This is a genomic window from Apibacter sp. ESL0404, from assembly GCF_019469245.1.
Classification (GTDB): Bacteria; Bacteroidota; Bacteroidia; order Flavobacteriales; family Weeksellaceae; genus Apibacter.
Genome location: NZ_CP048267.1, coordinates 987,469 through 1,009,039, shown reverse-complemented (window position 1 = coordinate 1,009,039; position 21,571 = coordinate 987,469). Strand labels below are relative to the sequence as shown.

At 27.4% G+C, this 21,571-nt stretch carries 20 protein-coding genes and 1 pseudogene; 11 read left to right on the top strand and 10 right to left on the bottom strand.

Features of this window, described 5'->3' with window-relative positions:
- Positions 1–7: 7 nt before the first annotated feature.
- The 4 genes and pseudogenes from GYM72_RS04250 (at position 8) to GYM72_RS04235 (ending at position 3,631) form a co-directional block, all read left to right on the top strand.
- Positions 8–199 (top strand): hypothetical protein, encoded by a 192-nt coding sequence (locus GYM72_RS04250; protein ID WP_220264822.1) that lies wholly within the window; start codon positions 8–10, stop codon positions 197–199.
- A gap of 895 nt (positions 200–1,094) precedes the next feature.
- On the top strand, positions 1,095–2,393 hold the full coding sequence (locus GYM72_RS04245) for an aminopeptidase P family protein (protein ID WP_220264821.1): 1,299 nt from the start codon (positions 1,095–1,097) through the stop codon (positions 2,391–2,393).
- 29 nt (positions 2,394–2,422) lie between these two features.
- Positions 2,423–3,291, top strand: a pseudogene (locus GYM72_RS04240) (cupin-like domain-containing protein).
- 97 nt (positions 3,292–3,388) lie between these two features.
- Complete coding sequence (locus GYM72_RS04235; RefSeq protein WP_160567279.1) at positions 3,389–3,631, top strand: hypothetical protein; 243 nt, start codon at positions 3,389–3,391, stop codon at positions 3,629–3,631.
- A gap of 77 nt (positions 3,632–3,708) precedes the next feature.
- On the opposite strand, the gene GYM72_RS04230 is transcribed toward GYM72_RS04235, so the two are convergent.
- Entirely contained in the window at positions 3,709–4,920 is a 1,212-nt protein-coding gene (locus GYM72_RS04230; RefSeq protein ID WP_105297509.1) for an acetate/propionate family kinase, read from the bottom strand.
- A gap of 365 nt (positions 4,921–5,285) precedes the next feature.
- Positions 5,286–6,599 carry an adenosylhomocysteinase gene (gene ahcY, locus GYM72_RS04225; protein ID WP_105297508.1) on the bottom strand — a complete coding sequence of 438 codons (1,314 nt, stop codon included), beginning with the start codon at positions 6,597–6,599 and terminating at the stop codon, positions 5,286–5,288.
- 300 nt (positions 6,600–6,899) lie between these two features.
- On the opposite strand from ahcY, the gene GYM72_RS04220 reads away from it, so the two are divergent.
- Positions 6,900–7,682, top strand: coding sequence for a nitrilase-related carbon-nitrogen hydrolase (locus GYM72_RS04220; protein WP_220264820.1), 783 nt, complete (start codon positions 6,900–6,902; stop codon positions 7,680–7,682).
- Between the two features lie 109 nt (positions 7,683–7,791).
- Here GYM72_RS04220 and GYM72_RS04215 read toward each other — a convergent pair whose 3' ends face one another.
- Positions 7,792–8,346, bottom strand: a complete 555-nt coding sequence (locus tag GYM72_RS04215) for an RsmD family RNA methyltransferase (RefSeq protein WP_220264819.1) — start codon at positions 8,344–8,346, stop codon at positions 7,792–7,794.
- Positions 8,343–9,104, bottom strand: a complete 762-nt coding sequence (locus tag GYM72_RS04210; RefSeq protein ID WP_220264818.1) for a DUF3822 family protein — start codon at positions 9,102–9,104, stop codon at positions 8,343–8,345. The genes GYM72_RS04215 and GYM72_RS04210 overlap by 4 nt, the downstream gene beginning before the upstream one ends.
- Before the next feature lie 461 nt (positions 9,105–9,565).
- On the opposite strand from GYM72_RS04210, the gene tig reads away from it, so the two are divergent.
- Positions 9,566–10,924, top strand: coding sequence for a trigger factor (gene tig, locus GYM72_RS04205; protein ID WP_220264817.1), 1,359 nt, complete (start codon positions 9,566–9,568; stop codon positions 10,922–10,924).
- A gap of 790 nt (positions 10,925–11,714) precedes the next feature.
- On the opposite strand, the gene GYM72_RS04200 is transcribed toward tig, so the two are convergent.
- Positions 11,715–12,392 (bottom strand): hypothetical protein, encoded by a 678-nt coding sequence (locus tag GYM72_RS04200; RefSeq protein ID WP_160565291.1) that lies wholly within the window; start codon positions 12,390–12,392, stop codon positions 11,715–11,717.
- Positions 12,393–12,537: 145 nt separating this feature from the next.
- On the opposite strand from GYM72_RS04200, the gene GYM72_RS04195 reads away from it, so the two are divergent.
- Entirely contained in the window at positions 12,538–12,888 is a 351-nt protein-coding gene (locus tag GYM72_RS04195; protein WP_160565293.1) for a hypothetical protein, read from the top strand.
- Between the two features lie 17 nt (positions 12,889–12,905).
- Here GYM72_RS04195 and GYM72_RS04190 read toward each other — a convergent pair whose 3' ends face one another.
- The 5 genes from GYM72_RS04190 to GYM72_RS04170 all read right to left on the bottom strand — a co-directional run bounded on the left by GYM72_RS04190 (position 12,906) and on the right by GYM72_RS04170 (position 17,771).
- Complete coding sequence (locus tag GYM72_RS04190) at positions 12,906–13,856, bottom strand: endonuclease (RefSeq protein WP_220264816.1); 951 nt, start codon at positions 13,854–13,856, stop codon at positions 12,906–12,908.
- 136 nt (positions 13,857–13,992) lie between these two features.
- The gene (locus GYM72_RS04185; protein ID WP_220264815.1) at positions 13,993–14,553 is read right to left on the bottom strand and encodes a hypothetical protein; all 561 of its coding nucleotides are present in this window, start codon (positions 14,551–14,553) and stop codon (positions 13,993–13,995) included.
- A gap of 157 nt (positions 14,554–14,710) precedes the next feature.
- A complete protein-coding gene (gene metG / locus GYM72_RS04180; RefSeq protein WP_220264814.1) occupies positions 14,711–16,750 on the bottom strand; it encodes a methionine--tRNA ligase in 2,040 nt (679 codons plus the stop codon).
- Between the two features lie 123 nt (positions 16,751–16,873).
- A complete protein-coding gene (locus GYM72_RS09980) occupies positions 16,874–17,176 on the bottom strand; it encodes a DUF2752 domain-containing protein (RefSeq protein ID WP_220264813.1) in 303 nt (100 codons plus the stop codon).
- A gap of 220 nt (positions 17,177–17,396) precedes the next feature.
- Entirely contained in the window at positions 17,397–17,771 is a 375-nt protein-coding gene (locus GYM72_RS04170; protein ID WP_220264812.1) for a CD225/dispanin family protein, read from the bottom strand.
- A gap of 403 nt (positions 17,772–18,174) precedes the next feature.
- Between GYM72_RS04170 and GYM72_RS04165 the strand changes: the two genes are divergently transcribed.
- The 4 genes from GYM72_RS04165 to GYM72_RS04150 all read left to right on the top strand — a co-directional run bounded on the left by GYM72_RS04165 (position 18,175) and on the right by GYM72_RS04150 (position 21,551).
- A complete protein-coding gene (locus tag GYM72_RS04165; protein WP_220264811.1) occupies positions 18,175–19,104 on the top strand; it encodes a dihydroorotate oxidase in 930 nt (309 codons plus the stop codon).
- A gap of 72 nt (positions 19,105–19,176) precedes the next feature.
- Positions 19,177–19,797, top strand: a complete 621-nt coding sequence (gene udk, locus GYM72_RS04160) for a uridine kinase (RefSeq protein WP_160542185.1) — start codon at positions 19,177–19,179, stop codon at positions 19,795–19,797.
- A 3-nt stretch (positions 19,798–19,800) separates the two neighbouring features.
- Positions 19,801–20,154 (top strand): septum formation initiator family protein, encoded by a 354-nt coding sequence (locus GYM72_RS04155; RefSeq protein WP_160542186.1) that lies wholly within the window; start codon positions 19,801–19,803, stop codon positions 20,152–20,154.
- Between the two features lie 302 nt (positions 20,155–20,456).
- The gene (locus GYM72_RS04150) at positions 20,457–21,551 is read left to right on the top strand and encodes an AI-2E family transporter (protein ID WP_105297494.1); all 1,095 of its coding nucleotides are present in this window, start codon (positions 20,457–20,459) and stop codon (positions 21,549–21,551) included.
- Positions 21,552–21,571 lie beyond the last annotated feature (20 nt).

The following is a 21,571-nucleotide window of genomic DNA, read 5'->3' as shown; positions in this document are numbered from 1 at the left end:
AATTGCCATGAAAGATATATTTAGCCATATCTATTCTTCGGATGTAGAAATAAGTATTATAGAAAAAAGATTTAGAGGGATTTTCACTACAAATGCATATTACCATGAGTTTTATATAAATGGTGAAGAAACATATTTTTTGAATGAATTTAACTTAGAAAAAAAAAATACTTTTACAGCAAGAATAATTTTCTGGTAAATAACGTTGCGGATTATAAAAAAGGAGATTATGTGTTGCATAAAAATGAAATGTCTCCAATAGAAAATCTAACCCCTGAAGGTATTGAGAAGCTCGCCTATAATTATTTTAAACAATTTCAATTTATAGAAATTAGTTTTAGTTTGAATTAATTATGATTGATTTAAAATTTGTTAAAAAGGGAATTTTAAATTTAGCAAGTTAAACCTATTCATTAAAGGGTGCACCCGTTCCCATTTCGATTTCTTTAGTCGAAAACGTAAACGATTCGGTTAATGGATTAATATCCTAATCATCAAAATTTTCACAATCATTAACTATATAACCGTCTGCAAATTTTAAGGCTTTAGATGTGGCATCGGAATCCCTTTTTAAAAAAAATCACCTTATCACTTTTTCTTTCAAAACCGTTAGTCATCCATTCGAAAATATCTGTTTTGTTTCGTTTGTTGACTCAATAGTAATTGTAATTTTGCCTCCTCTAGATTCGGAAGATGGGAGACCTGTAACATCCGTTTATTGTGCTAATGAGTAATTCACATTTAAAATGTTGTACTTATTACCTGCAACTTCTAATCTTGCTTTAACTGAGATAATAAAAATTTTAATGATAAATTATACACATATACACACATTTTTTGCCTTTAAATATATGAAAAAAAGAAAAACCTAATTTAATTTTTAATAATTAACAATTAGGCTATTCAATGATTATTGATAATATTTTGAAAAATAGCCTTTCATTTTATTAATAATGCATTTGTATGCTCTTTTGAAATAATAAATTTATCTATATAACAATAAAGTAAATAATCTAAAAAAGCTCTTTTAACTTTTCTAAAATTATAAAGAGTTGAAGTATTATTGTTATTTTTGATAAATAAAAATTAGTTAAATGAATACCAGATATAATGCTTTAGACAAAGATTTATTTATTAAAAATAGAAAAAAATTTGTCCAAAGAATGGCCCCAAAATCAGTTGCAATATTCAACAGTAATGATATTTATCCTATCAGTGCAGACAGTACTCTCCCTTTTCAACAGCAACGAGATTTATTTTATCTTTCGGGAATAGATCAAGAAGAATCTATTTTAGTATTATGTCCCTATGCTTATTTAGAGGAACATAGAGAAATGCTTTTTTTACGTGAAACTAATGAACATATTGCCATTTGGGAAGGAGAAAAATATACTAAAGAGCAAGCGACAGAGGTTTCAGGAATTAAAAATGTGTATTGGTTACAAGATTTTGATAAAATTCTTGAAATGGTTATTATTCAAATGGATAATATATATATAAATATTAATGAACATTACAGAGCCGAAAAAGTTGTTGAAACCCGAGAAGATAGATTCATAAAAAAATTACAAAATAAATACAGAGGACATTGTTATTTACGAAGCAATCCCATCTTACAACATCTACGCTCAATTAAAGAACCTGAAGAAATAATCGCTATTCAACAAGCTTGTGATATAACGGAAAAAGGGTTTAGAAGGATTCTTCCATTTATTAAACCGGGAGTTTGGGAATATGAAATTGAAGCGGAGTTAATTTATGAGTTTATTAAAAACCGTTCTAAAGGTTGGGCTTATACACCTATTATAGCTTCCGGGAAAAACAGCAATGTTTTGCATTATATATTAAACAATAAAGAATGTAAAGACGGTGATGTTGTTTTGTTGGACGTGGGGGCCGAATATGCTAATTATTCTTCGGATATGACACGTACTCTTCCCGTGAACGGAAAATTTACACCCCGACAAAAAGAAGTATATCAATCGGTTTTAAATGTTAAAAATGAATCAACTAAGCTTTTAATTACGGGTAATAATTGGTACAGTTACCATGAAGAAGTGGGTAATATAATGACGGAAGAATTGTTAAAATTAAATCTTTTAACAACAGAAGAAGTTAGAAATCAAGACCCGAAATGGCCAGCTTATAAGAAATATTTTATGCACGGAAATTCTCATCATTTGGGCCTTGATACACACGATTATGGTATACTGACGGAATCATTTGTACCTAATATGGTGTTTACCGTTGAACCGGGTATTTATATTCCGGAGGAAGGATTCGGGATTAGAATTGAAGATAATGTAGTGATTCAATCGAATGGAAATCCGCACAATTTAATGAGAAATATACCTATCGAAATTGAAGAATTAGAAGATCTTATGAATTCATGATACTATAAAAAACTTTAAACCTTTAACCTATGTTTACTTATAAACCTATTGACCGAGTTGAAAAAATATCCAAAGAAGACTTTTATAATCAATATTATAAACCACAAAAACCGGTAGTAATTGAAAAACTGACTGAAGATTGGCCGGCTTATAAAAAATGGAATTTTGACTATATTAAAAAGTTGCAGGTGATAAAATTGTCCCTTTGTATAATAATGATCCGGTTAGTGCTGATAAAAAAGTAAATGAACCGGACGCCAGAATGAAAATGTCCGACTATATTGATTTACTTCAAAAAGGCCCGACTGATTTAAGAATATTTTTATTTAATATACTGAAACAAGTACCGGCCATGCAAGACGATTTTAAGTTTCCGGACTTAGGTCTAAATTTATTTAAAAATTTACCTATGTTGTTTTTCGGAGGTGCGGGTTCCAATGTTTTTATGCATTTTGATATAGATTTAGCCAATATTTTACATTTTCATTTTGCAGGTGAAAAACAATGCATATTGATGAAGCCTCAAGATACGAAGTATATGTATAAAATACCATATGCTACTATTTGCAGAGAAGACATAGATTTTGATAATCCGGATTTTGATAAATGGCCCGGATTAAAATACGTTACTCCATATAAGGCTCATTTATCTCATGGTGAAATGCTATACATGCCTGAGGGGTGGTGGCACTATATGCAATATTTAACTCCGAGCTTTTCAATGAGTTTACGATCTTTGGCTAAAAGACCTGCAAATTTTGCTAATGCTGTATTGAATATTTTCATTAAAAGGAATTACGATAATTTTATGAGAAAAAGACAGGGGCAAAAATGGATTGATTATAAAAATAATAAGGCCATACTTGATACTAACAGAGCAATTCATCTTTCAAAATAATTTTTTGATAAGTTGAGCTATAATAACCTGAATTATTTTTTGTTTTGAATAAAATTAATTATTACATTTGAGCAAAACAATATATAATAATTGTATTATGGTAACATTGCTTTATATAGGCGCTTGGCCATTTGTGAAATTTATAGGATTTATTTTATTTTTATTAATTGCCTTTATAGGTTTTTGGTGTCTTACTTTTTTAGTATGTATCCTTCCATATTGGTTAACTTTTGGTATTGCAGAAAATAAAGGTAAAATAAATGCTCATATAGCTCCTGATGAGGTGAGATCTAAAACTCTTCCTCAACAACAAAATGTGGAAGTTGTTTATACAAAATAGGTAAATTATACTCAATTAAAAACAAAAGCTGCAATAATTTGCAGCTTTTGTTTTTAATTATCTTATATCTTTACAATTTACATTTTATTTAAAATGTTCAAAGTTTCATTAGCTATTTCTAATTCTTCATTAGTAGGTATTATCATTATTTTAACTTTTGAATCAGAAGCCTGAACTTCTTCTACCTTTTCCGGCCCACTCAATTCAACATTCTTGTTTTCATCCAATTTAATACCTAAATAATCTAAGTCTTTACAAATTAATGAACGTAATTGCGCATCATTTTCACCAATTCCGGCTGTAAAAGCAATCGCATCCACACCATTTAGAGCGGCTATATATGCTCCAATATATTTTTTAACTCTATAAGAATACAAGTCTAAACACAAAATAGCGTTAGGATCACCGTTTAAATACATCTCGTCAACATCTCTTGCATCGCTTTTTCCGGTAAGACCTAACATTCCAGACTTTTTATTTAGCAGATCATCCAATTCCTCGAATTTTACTCCGCATTCTCTAACCATGTAAAAAAGAACGGATGGATCTATATCTCCACTTCTAGTACCCATAACTAAACCATTAAGCGGGGTAAAGCCCATTGAGGTATCAATACTCTCCCCTTTTTCATTAATAGCGGTAATGCTTGATCCATTTCCTAAATGAATAGTTATGATTTTAGCTTCTTGATTATTTAAGTAATTTACGGCCTGCCGTCTTACGTATTTATGACTTGTTCCATGCGCTCCGTAAGATCTTATCTTGTAATCTGTGTAAAAATGGTTCGGAATTGCATATCTGTATGCTTTAGGTGGCATAGTAAGATGGAATGCTGTATCAAATACAGCTACTTGAGGGGTATTTGGAAAAAATTTTTGCGCAACTTCAATACCTAACAAGTTAGCAGGATTATGTAAGGGTGCTAATGCACTCATTTCATCAATTTCGTTTTTTACTTCATCAGTAATTAAAACCGGAACGTTAAATTTCCCCCCGCCTTGTACAATTCGGTGTCCTACTCCTTTTATTTCTGATGGATCATTAATAACTCCAACATCTTTTGCTGTTAACAATTCAACAATAAGTTTCATTCCTTCAACATGTGTAGGAAATTCTTGATGAATTTGTTTTTTATCTGAAATACCGTTTTTCAGATATTTGTGTGTAATAATTCCGCCAGTCGTACCTATTCTTTCTACCAATCCTTTAGCAATAACGGAGTTTGAATCCATGTTAAGCAATTGATATTTAATAGAAGAACTTCCCGCATTAATAACTAATATTAACATCCTTATAATTTTTAATGCAAAAGTATAGCTTTTAAATTTTTATGCAAAAAATTAAATGAATCTTGTAGATTAATAATTTTATTATTTATCTTACTTTAATCTTTTTACTTCATAAAAGTTAGTATTTCTAATTAGTATGTTTAAAAGATAATTCATTTAAAAAGTTTAATTAAAAATGATAAATATCCAATTAAATAATACAATTTGTATTCTTATTAAAGAATTTAATATTTATTCAAATTTTAAGGATTGATAAGCACTTGTTCAAATTAAAATAATGCTTTACATAAACCCTAAACATAATTAGTAAAAGCAAAAAAAATCCGGAAAAATTCCGGATCATAATTAGTGTAGTAATGAATTTATTAATATCTATATTCATCCGATTTAAATGGTCCTTTAACAGGAACTCCAATATATTTTGCCTGTTTTTCTGAAAGAGTATCCAATTCAACCCCTATTTTAGCCAGGTGAAGCATGGCAACTTTTTCGTCTAAATGTTTAGGCAAGGTATAAACTTTATTTTCATAATTATTTGAATTGTGCCATAATTCTATTTGAGCCAGCGTTTGATTGCAGAAAGAATTACTCATCACAAAACTTGGATGGCCGGTTGCACAACCTAAATTTACTAATCGACCTTCGGCAAGAACAATAATATCTTTACCATTGATCGTATATTTATCTACTTGCGGCTTAATAGTAACCTTTGTAGATCCATAGTTGGCATTTAACCAGGCCATATCAATTTCATTATCGAAATGTCCTATATTACAAACTACGGTTTTATCTTTCATTTTCTCGAAATGCTTACTTTGAATAATATCGCAATTTCCAGTACAAGTAATTACAATATCAGCTTTGGTAATGGCATAATCCATCTTTTTAACTTCATATCCATCCATAGCGGCTTGTAAGGCACAAATCGGGTCGATTTCAGTAACTATAACTCTGGCTCCTGCTCCTCTAAATGAAGCAGCTGAACCTTTTCCTACATCACCATATCCTGCAACTACAACTACTTTTCCCGCAATCATTAAATCTGTTGCCCTGCGTACTGCATCAACAGCAGATTCTTTACATCCGTATTTATTATCAAATTTAGACTTGGTTACGGAATCATTTATATTGATGGCCGGTAATAACAACGTACCGTTTTTTACTCTTTCGTGCAAACGATGTACCCCTGTAGTAGTTTCTTCTGATAAACCTTTAATTCCCGGTACTAACTCGGGATATTTATCTAAAACCATATTTGTTAAATCTCCTCCATCATCTAAAATCATGTTTAACGGTTTTTTATCTTCACCAAAGAAAAGTGTTTGTTCAATACACCAGTTAAATTCGTCTTCATTCATTCCCTTCCAAGCATATACAGATGTTCCTTTAGCTGCTATAGCGGCTGCTGCGTGATCTTGAGTAGAAAAAATATTACATGAGCTCCAAGAAACTTCAGCTCCTAATGCTTGTAAAGTTTCAATTAAAACAGCGGTTTGTATAGTCATATGAAGACAACCGGCTATCCTTGCACCTTTCAAAGGCTGTTCGTCTTTATATTCTTTACGTAAGGCCATTAATCCGGGCATTTCTGCTTCCGCTAATTCAATTTCCATTCTTCCCCAATCGGCCAATGAGATATCCTTTACTTTATAAGGGATATAATCAATTTTTGTGCTCATACTAATAAAATTTATTCAAAGTTATTAATTTAATTCACAACTTACAACTTAAATTTATCTTTAAAAATTAATAAATTCGTAGATTTGTATTATAAAAGAATAAAATCTAATAATCCATGCAGTTAGATATTAAATTTTCGCGGTAATTGAGTATAGGATCAATAAATTTTTTAGGTTATGCTTAGACTATTTTTTATATTACTAATTTGATTCTTAAATATTAATGTTAAATATATTTTATAAATTGGGTTAAAGTATTTATTAGTATTAAAAAAGATACGTTTTTGTAAAATTTATAGTATGATTACTAATGATTTATTTGTCAATTTAATCGAATATTCTCCTCAGTGGGAAAATTGTTCTGAAAATCTTTCTTTTTTATCATTACTTTTAGAAGATTTAGCTTCATCGGATCTTATTATTTTACCTGAAATGTTTAATTCCGGTTTCAGTCTTAATCCTACTAAAATCGCTGAAAAAATGGACGGTAGAACAATAAAGTGGATGATTGAAATTTCTTTAAAAAAACATACCGCTATTTGCGGAAGTTTAGTAATTGAAGATAATGGCAATTTTTATAACCGATTTATCTTTGTTGCTGAAGGAAAAATAGTAATGTATTATGATAAGCGACATTTATTTTCATACGGAGGAGAAAATCAATCTTATACATCGGGAAATAAGCGCGTTGTTTTTTCCTATAGAGGATGGAAAATTTGTCCAATGATTTGCTTTGATCTGCGTTTTCCGGTTTGGTTCAGAAATACGGAGTATTATGATTTATTGATAAATGTTGCTAATTGGCCGGATTCACGTATAGATACTTGGGATACATTATTGAAAGCTCGTGCCATTGAAAATTTATGTTATGTTTGCGGAGTAAACAGAATCGGTTCTGAACCAACCGAGCTCAATTATATTGGTCATTCGTCTATTTACACACCCGTTGGTAAAAAGTTAAATTTAACAAATAAACGTAATGCAATTTATAGTCACATTATTTCACTAGATGAAATAAAGAAATGGAGATCTCAGTATAATTTTTTAGATGAACGAGATCATTTTAAAATTTTAAATGAATAGAAAAGAAATTGAAACAAATTTATCCTTTATGAATTTTTAAAATTATTTTTAATTATAAAAACTTAAATCTTCTATAATTAAGATAATTCGTATAAACATGTATTATTGGTTATTCTTGAGATAAACTAAAAAAAGAAAATCGAACATTACCGTATTTTCTGGATTCGGTAAAATTTGGAAATTCGGAAAAATCTTTTCTTGTATTATGTTCTAAAATAAATTCCCCTTGTTCGGATAAAAAATGATTCTCAAATATAGATTTTATTAAATTTTCGTATTGTTTATCTTCTAAATCGAAAGGGGGATCTGCAAATATGAGATCATATTTTTTATAGCTTTCTTTATCTAAAAAACTAAAAACATTTTGTTTTATCACATTTACTTCATTTATTCCTAAGACTTTAATGGTATCTTGAATAAATTTAACATGCTTTCCGTTCAATTCTACCGAGGTTATATCTTTACAACCACGCGAAGCAAATTCATAATCTATTGAACCAATCCCGGAAAATAAATCGAGCACTGAAATATCCGATATCATATATCTATTGGAAATAATGCTAAATAATGCTTCTTTTGCAAAATCTGTTGTGGGTCTAACATCAAAATGTTTGGGGGCTGAAATCTTCTTTCCCTTTAATTTTCCTGATATAATTCGTATCATATATCTAATAGTGTATAATTTTCTCTTTTAAAAGTGTTTTCATCACCGGGTACTACCTTTTGAAAAAGCTTTTCAAATTTTTTTATTGCATTCAGATGGTGCGGTATATGGTAATAATATAATATATGGGTTGAAAGATTTTGGGATAAAGTGTTTGCAATAAATTTCAAAAAATATTCTATATCCTCAACTTTTTTGTATGGATATATATTATATAAAATTAATTTTTGATTTTCTATAATGGATATCTCAAAATAATGATCGTAAATGTGTATAAAAAAACCATTACTGTAAAAGTTTTTGTTAATTTTTGATAAAAATTTAAATCCCGTATGAGAAATTCTTATTTTTTCGGAATAAGAGGTAAAAAGAGTTTCAATTATTTCGGGATAATAAAAAACTAAAACTAAATCAAAATTGGGGATTAAATTAAATCGTATTCCTAAATTTTCTAAATGCGGAACATTAAGATTTAAAAACTTTTCTGCAGTTCTTTCTTCAAAAAATTCATTGGGAATAAGGGTAAATTTGTCATTTAATAGAGTAATGTCTAAAAAATTACACTTGGTATTAAAAAAATTATTTTTTAAGAGTTTATGTGTTAGGTTTTCTTTATCTACTTGGTTCACTAAATTTTCATAATGTATAATTTTTTTTTCATTATTTATAATATAAGAAGCTTTTTTATCTTCAAATAAAAAATTTACTGTAGTAGATAATGATGGATTGGAGGTATGTAATCGTTTACTTTTTTTCAAAGCTTGATTATTATTATGAATAGCAAATATAAATCATATCAACATCATACACAATTTTTATATACATTATAAACTTTATGAAATTAGTCTATGGACCGGTATTTAATTAACTAATTGTATATTTTGATAGTAAATCTATATTTTCTTTTTTAAAATTAAGTGATTGATCAGATTTTTTTTATTTATCTAAATAAATTTTGTTTAAACCATTTATAAAACTGTATAATTTAATATTCATGTTTATCTTTATTAACCATTTATTTATACAATAGTAAACAATAACATATTAAACATTTTTTATTAATTACTTAAAAAAATACATAAAATCTAGGAAGTATAATTTTGATAAATGACAGATTTATTGAGAATTAAATATGATTTCAATTTTATCCTTAGTGTTAAAATATTTCCTTTTTTTAAATAGTTTTTGTAAATTTGCCCGCTTATAAATTAGAATATAAATGAACGTTACACAAAACAAAATAGATGATTTAAATACTATTGTTAAAATCACCATTAAGCCGGAAGATTATAAACCCAACGTTGAGAAATCACTTAATGATTATCGTAAAAAGCTGAATATGCCTGGCTTCAGAAAAGGAAAAGCTCCGATGAGTATTGTTAAAAAACAATATGAAGGTGCGGTAACTTTTGAAGAAATCAACAAAGTTTTAAATGATGCTTTAAGTAACTTCATTTCTGAAAATAAATTATCCATTTTAGGGCAACCTTTGCCCAAAGAAAATAATGAATTGGATACCAATGCTCAAGATATGACCTTTGAATTTGAATTAGGATTAGCTCCTGAATTCAAAGTTGATCTTTCAAAAGCTAAAATCCCTTATTATAAAATTGAGGCTACTGAAAAAGAGATTGATGATACTGTTGCAAGAATGCAAACTCAATTTGGAGAAATTGTAGATGCTGACACAATTGAAGAAGGTGGAAATTTTGTAGGAGAAGTAGAAGAAATTGATGCTGAAGGAAACCCTGTAGAAGGTGGTGTAAATACTACTATAACTTTTATGGTAGACGATTTAAAGAATAAAGATTCTTTTTTAGGTAAGAAAAAAGGTGATGTAATTACTATCAAGGCTCAAGATTTATTTAATGATGTACATCAACTTCAACATTTCTTTGGGCTTTCCCATGAAGATGCTCATCACTTTAATGCCAATTTAAAAATTACTGTTGAAAAAACTTCTATTAGAACAAAAGCGGAATTAAATCAAGATCTTTTTGATAAAGTTTACGGTAAAGATAAAATTAAGAGCGAAGAAGAATTAAGAGCTAAAATTAAAGAAGAAATCGAAAATTACTATAAAAAGGAATCTGATACTAAATTCATGAATGATTCTGTTGAATGGTTATTAGATACTATACAATTCGATTTACCGACTGAATTTTTGAAAAAATTCATTAAAAGCAAGTCCAAAGAACCAATGACCGACGAAGAAGCGGATGTAGAATATGAAAAATCCGCAAAAGCTTTACGTTATCAATTAATTGAAGGTCAAATTCTTTCAGATAATCAGGTAAGCGTACAATATAATGATTTGGTTGAATTCACTAAAAATCAAATGAAACAACAATTTGCAATGTATGGATATGTAGATATTCCTGATTCAGAGTTAGACAAATATGTTGCGAATGCAATGAAAAATGAAGAACATGTTCGTCAATCGTCCGGTAACTTAATTCAACAAGAATTATTCAAAATTTTTGATTCAAAAATTCAGAAAAAAGAAAAAACTGTTACTTTAGAAAAGTTTGATGAAATACTGAAAAAAGAATCAGAAGAAAAGGGAGCTAAAAAATAAGTTAAAACATTGTAGTATATATTATGATATAATGTATTAATCTCATTCTTAATAATATATTTAAACAGGCTATTTTAATAGTCTGTTTTTTTTATAAATTTTATAAAAAAATAAATATCATTTAATTTATTATATGTATATTGCAAAGCAAAAAGTCACCTTTTTGTGTTAAAAAGATGACTTTTCTAATAAATACTCAATCAATTATGATCTTTCAATTTCAAAATTGAGTTTTAGTGTTAATTAATTAATAATTCTTCTAAGCTTTTAGTGTTAAAGTGTGTGTGTTAAGTCTTAGTGTTAATTAATAATTTTAGTGTTAAAAGCGTTAATTAATTAATTCTAATAAAGTTATTAGTGTTAAAGTGTGTTAAGCTTTAGTGTTAAATTAATAATTTTTAGTTTTTAGTGTTTATATCTTAATATAATATTATATTTAGTTTTTAATTTAATTACGTTAATCTTTATTTTCCTTAGCCTCATTTATTTGATTACAAAGTTATAGATTTTTTTCTAATATCCAAAACCGCTTAAATTCATTTAATCAATTATTGACAAAAAACTATATATTTTCAATTCTGAAAAAAAAATATTTATTTGATTATTAAGCAATTATACAACAAAAAGAGACAAAAAATGAGCAATGTTAAAATTATTATAAAATTATGTGTATAAAATTTTAGAAAATTTTAACTATATATTTTATCCTTGAATCTTTATTTAATAGATTTTTTTCCATATAGAAATTTATAATAGCATTATAAAAATTACTAATAGATAAATTAACTTTCTATTCTTCTTTATGCATATTGTAGGAATCCAATATTAATTTTTGTCTAAGATCCAATAACCTTTTCATATTATGGAATACTCTTCCGGTCAGGCTTCTCACCCACCCTTTCTTTTTTAGTGAAGGTAATATTTGTTCCAATGTATCAAAATTCTTATTCATTTTTTGAATTTCCAATCTGCTAATCTCTTCGTCATCAACAATAGATGTTATTTCTTCTTCAAGCTTTTTTCTAAGGAGTTTAAGTTTTTGTTTAATTCTTATAATTTCTTCCGTATTGAAATAATCATCATATTCATCAAATTTTTCACAAATTTTGTCTATTTGTTCTTGTTCTTCAGCCAAAAGACCTAATGGTGAAGCTAATGAAATTTCATTCCAAATAACTTCCAACCACTTTTCTATTTTTACATATACGTTAGCAATTGAATCTATAATGAAATCTTCATGCATTGAAAATCTGCCGGGAACTGCTTCTCCTGAAATAGTGTATTTTTCGTTATCTTTTTTTTCAATGAAATAATTTTCATCTTTAAATAAAATATAATATTTGGGTTCTATTAAATATATAATTTTTATAGTATTTTGATTTATATCAACTTTAAAGTCAACATATTCAAATTTATCATTCTGTTTAAAAATTTCGATAATATTCTCTAAAAAATCTTTTTGTATCATATATTGAAGCAGTTACACAACTATTTAAATTGTAAATATAAATATTTAATCTTGAAAATTATCAATATAAAACTTTTTTTTTAATTTTGTACTATTAATAAACATACCTTATTTTTTATATATTCATTATTTTATTCATTAAATTATGGAAAATAAACATAAAACTACTATTGACAGATTACTAGATTTTATGGTTTATAAAAACCTAAATGATAACAAACTAACTAAGTTAGCAAATTTATCTGTTGGACTTATCGGAAGGGCTAGAAGGAACAAGTCCGGTTTACATACAGATACGATTGAAAAAATTTTACATACGTTTCCAGAATTAAATCCTACTTGGCTGCTTACAGGTAATGGATCTATGTTATTAGATTCGAATGATATTTCTAAAGATAAACCGGTAATGAATGAGTCAGATACCCTTATTGATGAAATATTCATTACTCAAAAAGATATTATCTATATGTTGAAAAAGAAATATTTCAAAGTATAAAATATAAAATCTTATTTTTACTTTATATTTTCAATAATAGCATATACAGGAAAGTGGTCACTATACCCCCCTAAATATCTACTTCCTGTATAGGTCCGCCAAGGGGTTCCTAATTTTTCCCTATCCGGACTTTGAAGAAATGGAGGATTAAATACATTGGAATTTGAATATCTGAGCTTGCTGTTTACATCGAAAAAAGATTTGGAAAAAATAATTTGATCAAAAAGCATCCCTTTTCCTTCATGAAAGGTACTGTATAAATCTCTTTTATATAAATTCTCAAAGGGATTATATAATTCGCGTTCTTTTAATTCTTGTATCGTTTTTTTATTCCAAAGCTGTTGATATAAATAGGTGGTGGTAGGATCTTCATTAAAATCACCCATTATAATAATATTTGCTAAGATATCTTTATCAAAAATTTCATTTATTTTTTTTCTTAATTCGTGAAGTATATGAATACGTTTAGATACATTAATATTATTTTCTCGTTTAGAGGGTAAATGCAATACAAAAAAATGAATGGTAATATTTTCTAGCTTTCCCTTTGCATACGTAATATCTCTTGTATAATCTCTACTACCATCACTATTAAATATAGGAATTCTTATAAATTCTGAATCTTCAATAGTAAAGAATTCTTTATTGTAAAAAAAAGCAGTATCTATACCTCTTTCATCCAATGAGTCTTTATGAACATACCCATAATTAGCTTTAAAAGGAAATTCTTCAAGAAGTTCATCTATCACCTTTTTATTTTCAATTTCACATAAACCAAAAAACGTTGGTAACTTTTGAGTTTCTTCTTCTCCTATACGACTAATGGTTTTGGCTATTTTAGTTAATTTATTTTTATATCTTGAAATGTTCCAGGAACGACTACCCTGAAAAGGTAAATCTCCAATATTTTTATTATTTCCAGAAACATATAAATTTTCAACATTGTAAAATGCAATGGTATGATGCATAAATATTCTTTATATATCAAATGTATTATTTAATTTGCAATATAAATAATCGGTGAGATAATGTAAAACTTATTTAATGTATATAATTTATTCATTGTTTAGAAAAGTCAACAAATTGGTTTATAAATCGCTATCATCAAAAAAACGACATCCAAAATTTCTGTTCTAGATAAGCCTTAACATTAAATTCATCTAAAATTTCTGACATTTCAAAAGGTATATATATCTGAAAGTCATTCCTTTCATCTTGCAATTGATTTAAAATAGTAACATAACTTATATTAGAAATTATTTTTTCACCTAGGAAGGCGGATATTAATAAACCTAATTTATTCACTATATTTTTGGAATTTACTATAGATATTTGAGAGGAAGAGGCAATCAACGAATAATATTCTTCTAATCGATCTTTAAGTAAAAAAATTAAAAACTTAGAACTTGCACAATGCTTCTTTAAATTCGTTGGATCCAAAAATAAATTTGAAACACTAAATAATATGTTCATTGTACCTATACCTTTAAATATAGATTCAAGTTTTTTTTGCTCTCCTTTTTCTAAAATTAATTCAAGTATACTTGCTGTTGTAGTATGAAGGGCTTGAATAATGTTTGATTCCTTTTCATTTAAAATTTTAGAAATATTGGACACAATTTCTGGACTAATAAATTCAGAAATTGAATTAAATAAACATTCCATATTTTTTAGTGTTAAAATTTTTAATAAAAATGCAAAAATTATACCACTGCCCTTTTTAACAATAAAATAAATATTATTTATTATATTTAAATAATATAAATTAATAAAATAAAAACCCCTTTATATAAGGAGTTTTTATTATTTTAATACAGCTCATTTATTTAACTAATGTACCATTCTCAATGGCATCATCAGGCGTTATAAATGAAAATTTTCCATCTATATTCTTTGATAAAAGTAACATCCCTTGACTTTCAATGCCGCGTATTTTTCTGGGAGCTAAATTAAGAAGTACGGTAACCTGCTTACCAACTAATTCTTCAGGGGTAAAGCTTTCTGCAATTCCCGATACAATAGTTCGAACATCTATTCCTGTATCTACTTTAAATTGCAGTAATTTATCAGCTTTTTCAACCTTTTTGGCTTCCAATATGGTACCTATTCTTAAATCAATCTTTTCAAATTCATCAAATGTGATATTATCTTTTTGAAGTTCGGCCCGGTTATTATTTAGAGAAGCATTTTGTTTTTTTGAATTTTCTAATTTTTCAATTTGATAATCAATTTGTTTATCTTCAATTTTATCAAAAAGAAGGGGTATAAGATTTATTTTACTTCCGGAAGGTAACAAGATTTTACCTGATTCAAGATCTTTCCATGAATGATAAGTTAAATTTAATCCATTCATTATTTTTTGAGAAGAAAAAGGTATAAATGGCTCAGATAATTCCCCTAGATAAGCAGCAATTTGAGCTGATACGTATAAAGTTTCTTTTACTTTTTCCGGTTCATCTTTAATTTTTTTCCACGGCTCTTTCTCTTGTAAAAATTTATTTCCTAAACGAGCTAAATTCATTAAAGAACTTAAACCGTTCCTAAATTCGTAGTTAGATAAATAAGTTGATATTTCTTTGGATATTTTCGAAAGATATTCTAATTCTTCGGAATGAAAGTTATTTCCAACTTCGGGTATTTCTCCATCATAATATTTATTAATTAGGACGGATACCCTATTTATAAAATTACCAAAAATTCCTACTAGTTCAGAATTATTTTTAGTTTGAAAATCTTTCCAAGTAAAATTATTATCTTTTGTTTCAGGTGCATTGGCTAGTAAAGTATATCGTAAAGAATCTTGTTTTCCCGGAAAATCTGCAAGATATTCATGCGCCCAAACCGCCCAATTTCTTGAGGTTGATATTTTATCGTTTTCTAAATTTAAAAACTCATTAGCCGGTACATTGTCCGGTAATATATATTCCCCATGAGCTTTCAACATAGCCGGAAAAATTATGCAATGAAAAACAATATTATCTTTTGCAATAAAATGAACCAGCTTGGTTTCTTTATCTTGCCAATAAGGTTTCCAATCTTTTCCTGTTCTTTCCGCCCACTCTTTGGTGGAGGAAATATATCCTATCGGGGCATCAAACCAAACATATAGAACTTTACCTTTTTCTCCTTCTAAAGGCACGGGCACTCCCCAGTCTAAATCTCGAGTCATGGCACGAGGTTTAAGTCCCTCTTCCAACCATGATTTCACTTGACCGTAAACATTGGGTTTCCAATCTTTTTTATGACCTTTTAATATCCAATCGGAAATAAATTCTTGATATTCGTTAAGGGGTAAATACCAATGCTTCGTCTTTTTCAAAATAGGTTTCTCACCACTTAACATGGAATGAGGATTGATTAGTTCATCCGGACTCAATGTGGAACCACATTTTTCGCATTGATCACCATATGCGTTTGTATTACCACATTTAGGACAGGTTCCTACAATATATCGATCTGCTAAAAATTCATTTGCTTTTTCATCAAAATATTGTTCTGTTTCTTCTTCAATAAATTTTCCATCCTCGTATAGTTTTAAAAAAAATTCTTGAGCTGTTTTAATGTGTATAGGAGCCGTAGTACGCGAATAGTTATCATACGAAATTCCTAATTCCGTAAATGTTTGCTTCATTAATTCATGATACCTATCTACCACATCTTGAGGAGTAACACCTTCTTTTTTCGCTCTTATCGTAATTGGAATTCCGTGTTCATCTGACCCCCCTATTAATATAACATCATGATCATTTCTTCTTAAAAATCGGGCATACACGTCCGCAGGTATATATACTCCTGCTAAATGACCTATATGTAAAGGGCCATTTGCATAGGGAAGTGCTGTAGTTATAGTATATCTACTCATTTAATATTATGTTTTTTGTTTAAAAAATGCAGAATGCAATCTTTAACAAAGGTACAAAGTAACAAAATACTAAAAAAGGATTATCTTATTTTTATGTTTTTATCCTATTATATTAAATAGTATTTATTTAGGAGGAGCTAAATATATAAATGGTTGATAAGGGATATTTCTTAAAACAGTAAAAATAATTAGAAACACTAAAATCAGTATTCCAATTTCATTTGAAAATATAAATTTGATAACATACTTTTTACTTTTAAAAATATACATCTGAATTGATGCAAATAATACATATAAAAGAAAAGGTAGAAAATATATTAAAATATTATAACGTGATGCTTGTAAAAATTCTCCATGTAATAAAAAATGAAAAGCTCTTTGCCCGCCACAACCCGTACAATTTAGTCCGGTTAATGATTTAAACATACAAGGTATTGCCAAATTTGATTTATTGGGATTTATAGCATAATAATAAATACATAAAAAAGTAATAAAAGTCAGTAAGATAAAAAAAACTAAAATTTTTTTATGAAAAATTCTAAATAACATTAGGCAATATTAAAAATTTATCAAATTTAATTATATCAAATTTAATTATATCAAATTAATTTTTATCCAATATAGAATAAAATTCAAATGATAAAATTTAAGAATTCTTATACCATCCTTCATAATAAGAAATATTACCAAAAAATATTATGAAAAGTATATATAAAATAAAAATTAAAATTCCTGAAAAAAATATTACTAAAGAAATTATTGACAATACTCGTGTATTTTTGGATTTAAGTATAGATCCAAGATAATCTCCCGAATTATAAATTGTTTTTACCTGATCAGCAAAAACTATTGCTATAACGCCAAATATTAGCCCCATAAAATTACAAGTTACGGCATTTAGTATAGTTGAAGTAATCGCAAATACCATATGATTATTTGGTAATCCTTCTTTTCTATTATCATTTGAAACTGAAGAATTGAAAGTATTATTACATTGCAATTTTGAATTTTGTTCTTCCATATATATAATTTTTAATTTTTTTTATATTAACATTTATTGATTCTAATATTTTTAAACAATTAATGATTACGTTGAATATTAGGTTGAAATTTAAATTTTAAATTGTTCTCATTTGAAAATTTATATTTATTTAAAAAATCAAATAAAAAATTTATTTCTACTTTTAGCAATAAATACAAATATTATACCCTTAATAATAAATTATTAACAATTTTTACCTATTATTTTAGATTAAACAAGCCAATAAAAATAAAATACTGAATTATGTTACAGCTATAAAGAATTTTATTTAAAGATCGAGAATAAAGCAAGTAGTAACTTTTATAATAACTTTTTTAAAGAGTGAATAGTAAATAACTTTCTATTCACCATAAATATTCTGATATTTGCAAAAAATATAGTAATGATATCTTTAGAAACAACCATTTCCAATAAAAATTTCAGTAACTGTTTGATGAATGCATCGGGTGTAAAATGTATGACGTTAGAAGAGTTATCGAACATGAAAAACTCAGGTTCAGGAACTTGGATAACTAAAAGCTGTACCCTATCTCCTAGAGAAGGTAACCCGTCTCCTAGATATGTTGATTTAAAATTAGGAAGCATTAATTCAATGGGATTACCAAATTTAGGTTTTGAATTTTATCTTGATTATGTTCTTAATGAACACAAAGAAGGAAATGATAACTTATTTTTTTCAGTTGCCGGTTTAACTTTAGAAGATAATATAGAAATGTTGAACCAAATTGAAAAGTCTGATTTTCAAGGTTTGGTTGAATTAAATTTATCTTGCCCAAATATACCGGGAAAACCACAAACAGGTTATGATTTTGAAAGAACTGAAGAAGTTTTGAATAAGGTATTTTCATTTTATACAAAACCTTTAGGTGTTAAGCTGCCTCCATACTTTGATATGGTACATTTTGAAATGGTTGCCGAAATTTTAAATAAATACCCGATTCAATTCGTAACCTGCATCAATAGTATCGGAAATGCCTTGTACATTGAAGATGAATCCGTTGTTATAAAACCTAAAGGAGGTTTTGGAGGAATTGGAGGGGCTTATGTAAAACCTACTGCTTTAGCTAATGTTAGAATGTTTTATAAATTATTAAGAAAAGATATTTCTATTATCGGATGTGGGGGAGTTGAAACCGGTAGAGATGTTTTTGAACACATCTTATGCGGGGCTTCCATGGTTCAGGTTGGTACACAGTTAATGAAAGACGATACTAAAATTTTTTCTAAATTATCTTCTGAATTAAAAGAAATTATGAAAACCAAAAATTACGCTACATTATCCGATTTTAAAGGTATGCTTAAAGAACTTTAATATTTACTTTAGCTAAATTTTGGTACACTATTTTCTGCTTAAAAAAATAAACTCAAAAATATAATAAAATAAATGTTAACCATTGGTATTGCCGGAGGAACCGGTTCCGGAAAAACAACCGTTGTAAACAACATCCTTAATCAATTGGATTCCAACAGTGTAAATGTACTCACTCAAGATAATTATTATCATTACAATCCTGAGTTGTCATTTGATGAGCGTGAACTGTTAAATTACGATCATCCGAGAGCTATTGATTTTGATTTATTAATCGACCATGTAAAAAAGTTAAAAGCGGGGCAAGCTATTGAAGAGCCTCTTTATTCTTTTATAACCCATTCCAGAACGGAAGATGTTACGATTATTCAACCTAAAGAAATCCTTATTGTTGAAGGAATATTAGTATTGACAAATCCTGAATTAAGAAAAGAATTTGATGTTAAAGTATATGTCAATGTTGATTCTGACGAAAGATTAATTAGAAGAATCAGAAGAGATATTCAGGAAAGAGGCAGAGATTTAGAAGAAGTATTGAGTAGGTATCAATCTACTTTAAAACCGATGCATGAAGAATTTATACAACCCTCTATGGCTTATGCTGACATTATAATTCCGACAATGAAAAAAAATACTGTTGCAATTGATGTATTAAGTACGGTGATCCAAAATACTTTAAAAAATCGTTCTAATTAAAGAATGGAAAAAAAAAGCAATAAATCGTCAGATAAAAAATCTATCTTCGGTAAACACTGGTATTCCAGTATTTACTTAATACTTTCCATTATATTTATTATTTGGATGCTTTTTTTTGATACAAATTCTTATTTAACTCATAAAGAATTAAATAATGAAATTTCCAAATTAAAACATGAAAAAGAATATTATAAAAGTAAACTAGATTCTGAAAATATTCAGTATAAAAATTTAAAAAATAATAAAGAAGCTCGAGAAAAATATGCTCGAGAAAATTATTTTTTTAAAAAAAATAATGAAGATATTTTCATCATGGTAACGAAAGATGATTCTATAACGCCAAAATCTAACCCTTAAATCTTAGATTAATTAAAAAGTAACATATTTTTTTTAGATTTTTAAAATAAATACATTTAAAATGCATATTTTAACATTTATTTCGTTATTACTTTATTAAATTAATTAGTAAGTCTTAAAACAACGTATATTTTTATAATTTTAAAAAAAATTAGTATAATATAAAAAGATATGATTCTATTACTTTCAACAATTTTATAGTAACTGCATCATATAAGATATACTATATATTAAATAAAAATACCAGTTTATGGGATAAATAGTAAGAATAAGATTAATAAGGTAAAAGATATTTATAATGTATGAATTACAAAGATATTAGTAAAGGTATAATTAGCGCTGTATCCGTTATTGCACTCACAGTTCTTTTATTTTTTTTATTATGGAAAATTCGATTTGTTTTAGGCTATATTTTTGTTGCATTTGCCTTTTCTTTAATGGGAAGACCTTTAATGAATTTTCTAAGTGAAAAGGTTCGAATATCTAATACTATTTCTGCTTGTATCACTCTATTAATTATGGTGGGTACTCTTCTCACTTTTTTAAGCTTTGTAATTCCTTTAGCCATCGAACAAGCCGGAAATTTATCTTTGTTGGATACAGATAAATTACAAAATTCAATAACAGAACAAGTAAAATTAATTGATGAAGCCTTACGAAGCAAGCATATCTATTTATTTGAAGATAATTATGCACAATTATTTACTTCAAAGTTTAATTTTAAAATACATATGGATACGCTGCAGAGTGGATTTTCGATTTTAGCTGAATTAGGTATTTCCATATTTTCTGTAACATTTATTACTTTTTTCTTTTTAAGAGAAAAAGACTTATTTAACAGAATGATCATTGGTGCTGCTCCAACCAATGACATAAAAAAAGTCATTCAGGTGCTCTCTAATATTAAAGATTTATTAACTAGGTATTTTCTTGGATTGTGTTTACAAATATGTTCTATGTTTTTACTTTACTTAGCTATTTTAGGCGGATTTAACATTAAAGATATGGTAATAATAGCTATGTTTTGTGCATTTTGTAACCTTATACCCTATTTAGGACCTTTGCTTGGTTTTTTTATTATCAATTTGCTCAGCATGAGCAGTATGTTTTCCTTAGGTATGGACTTTAATACTCAAATTATACCTACCATATTTTGGATCAGTATTTTATATTTAATTGCACAATTAATTGATAATGCGATTTTTCAACCTTTAATTTATGCTAAAAGTGTCAAATCTCATCCATTGGAGATTTTTTTAGTTATGTTAATCTTCGGTATTTTATTTGGTGCTATAGGTGTTACTTTCGCAATTCCCGGTTATACTGTATTAAGAGTCGTTATGAAAAGCTTCTTCAACCGTTTTAAAATTGTACAAGCCATTACGAAAAATTTGTAGTTAAAAAACTTTCAATCTTG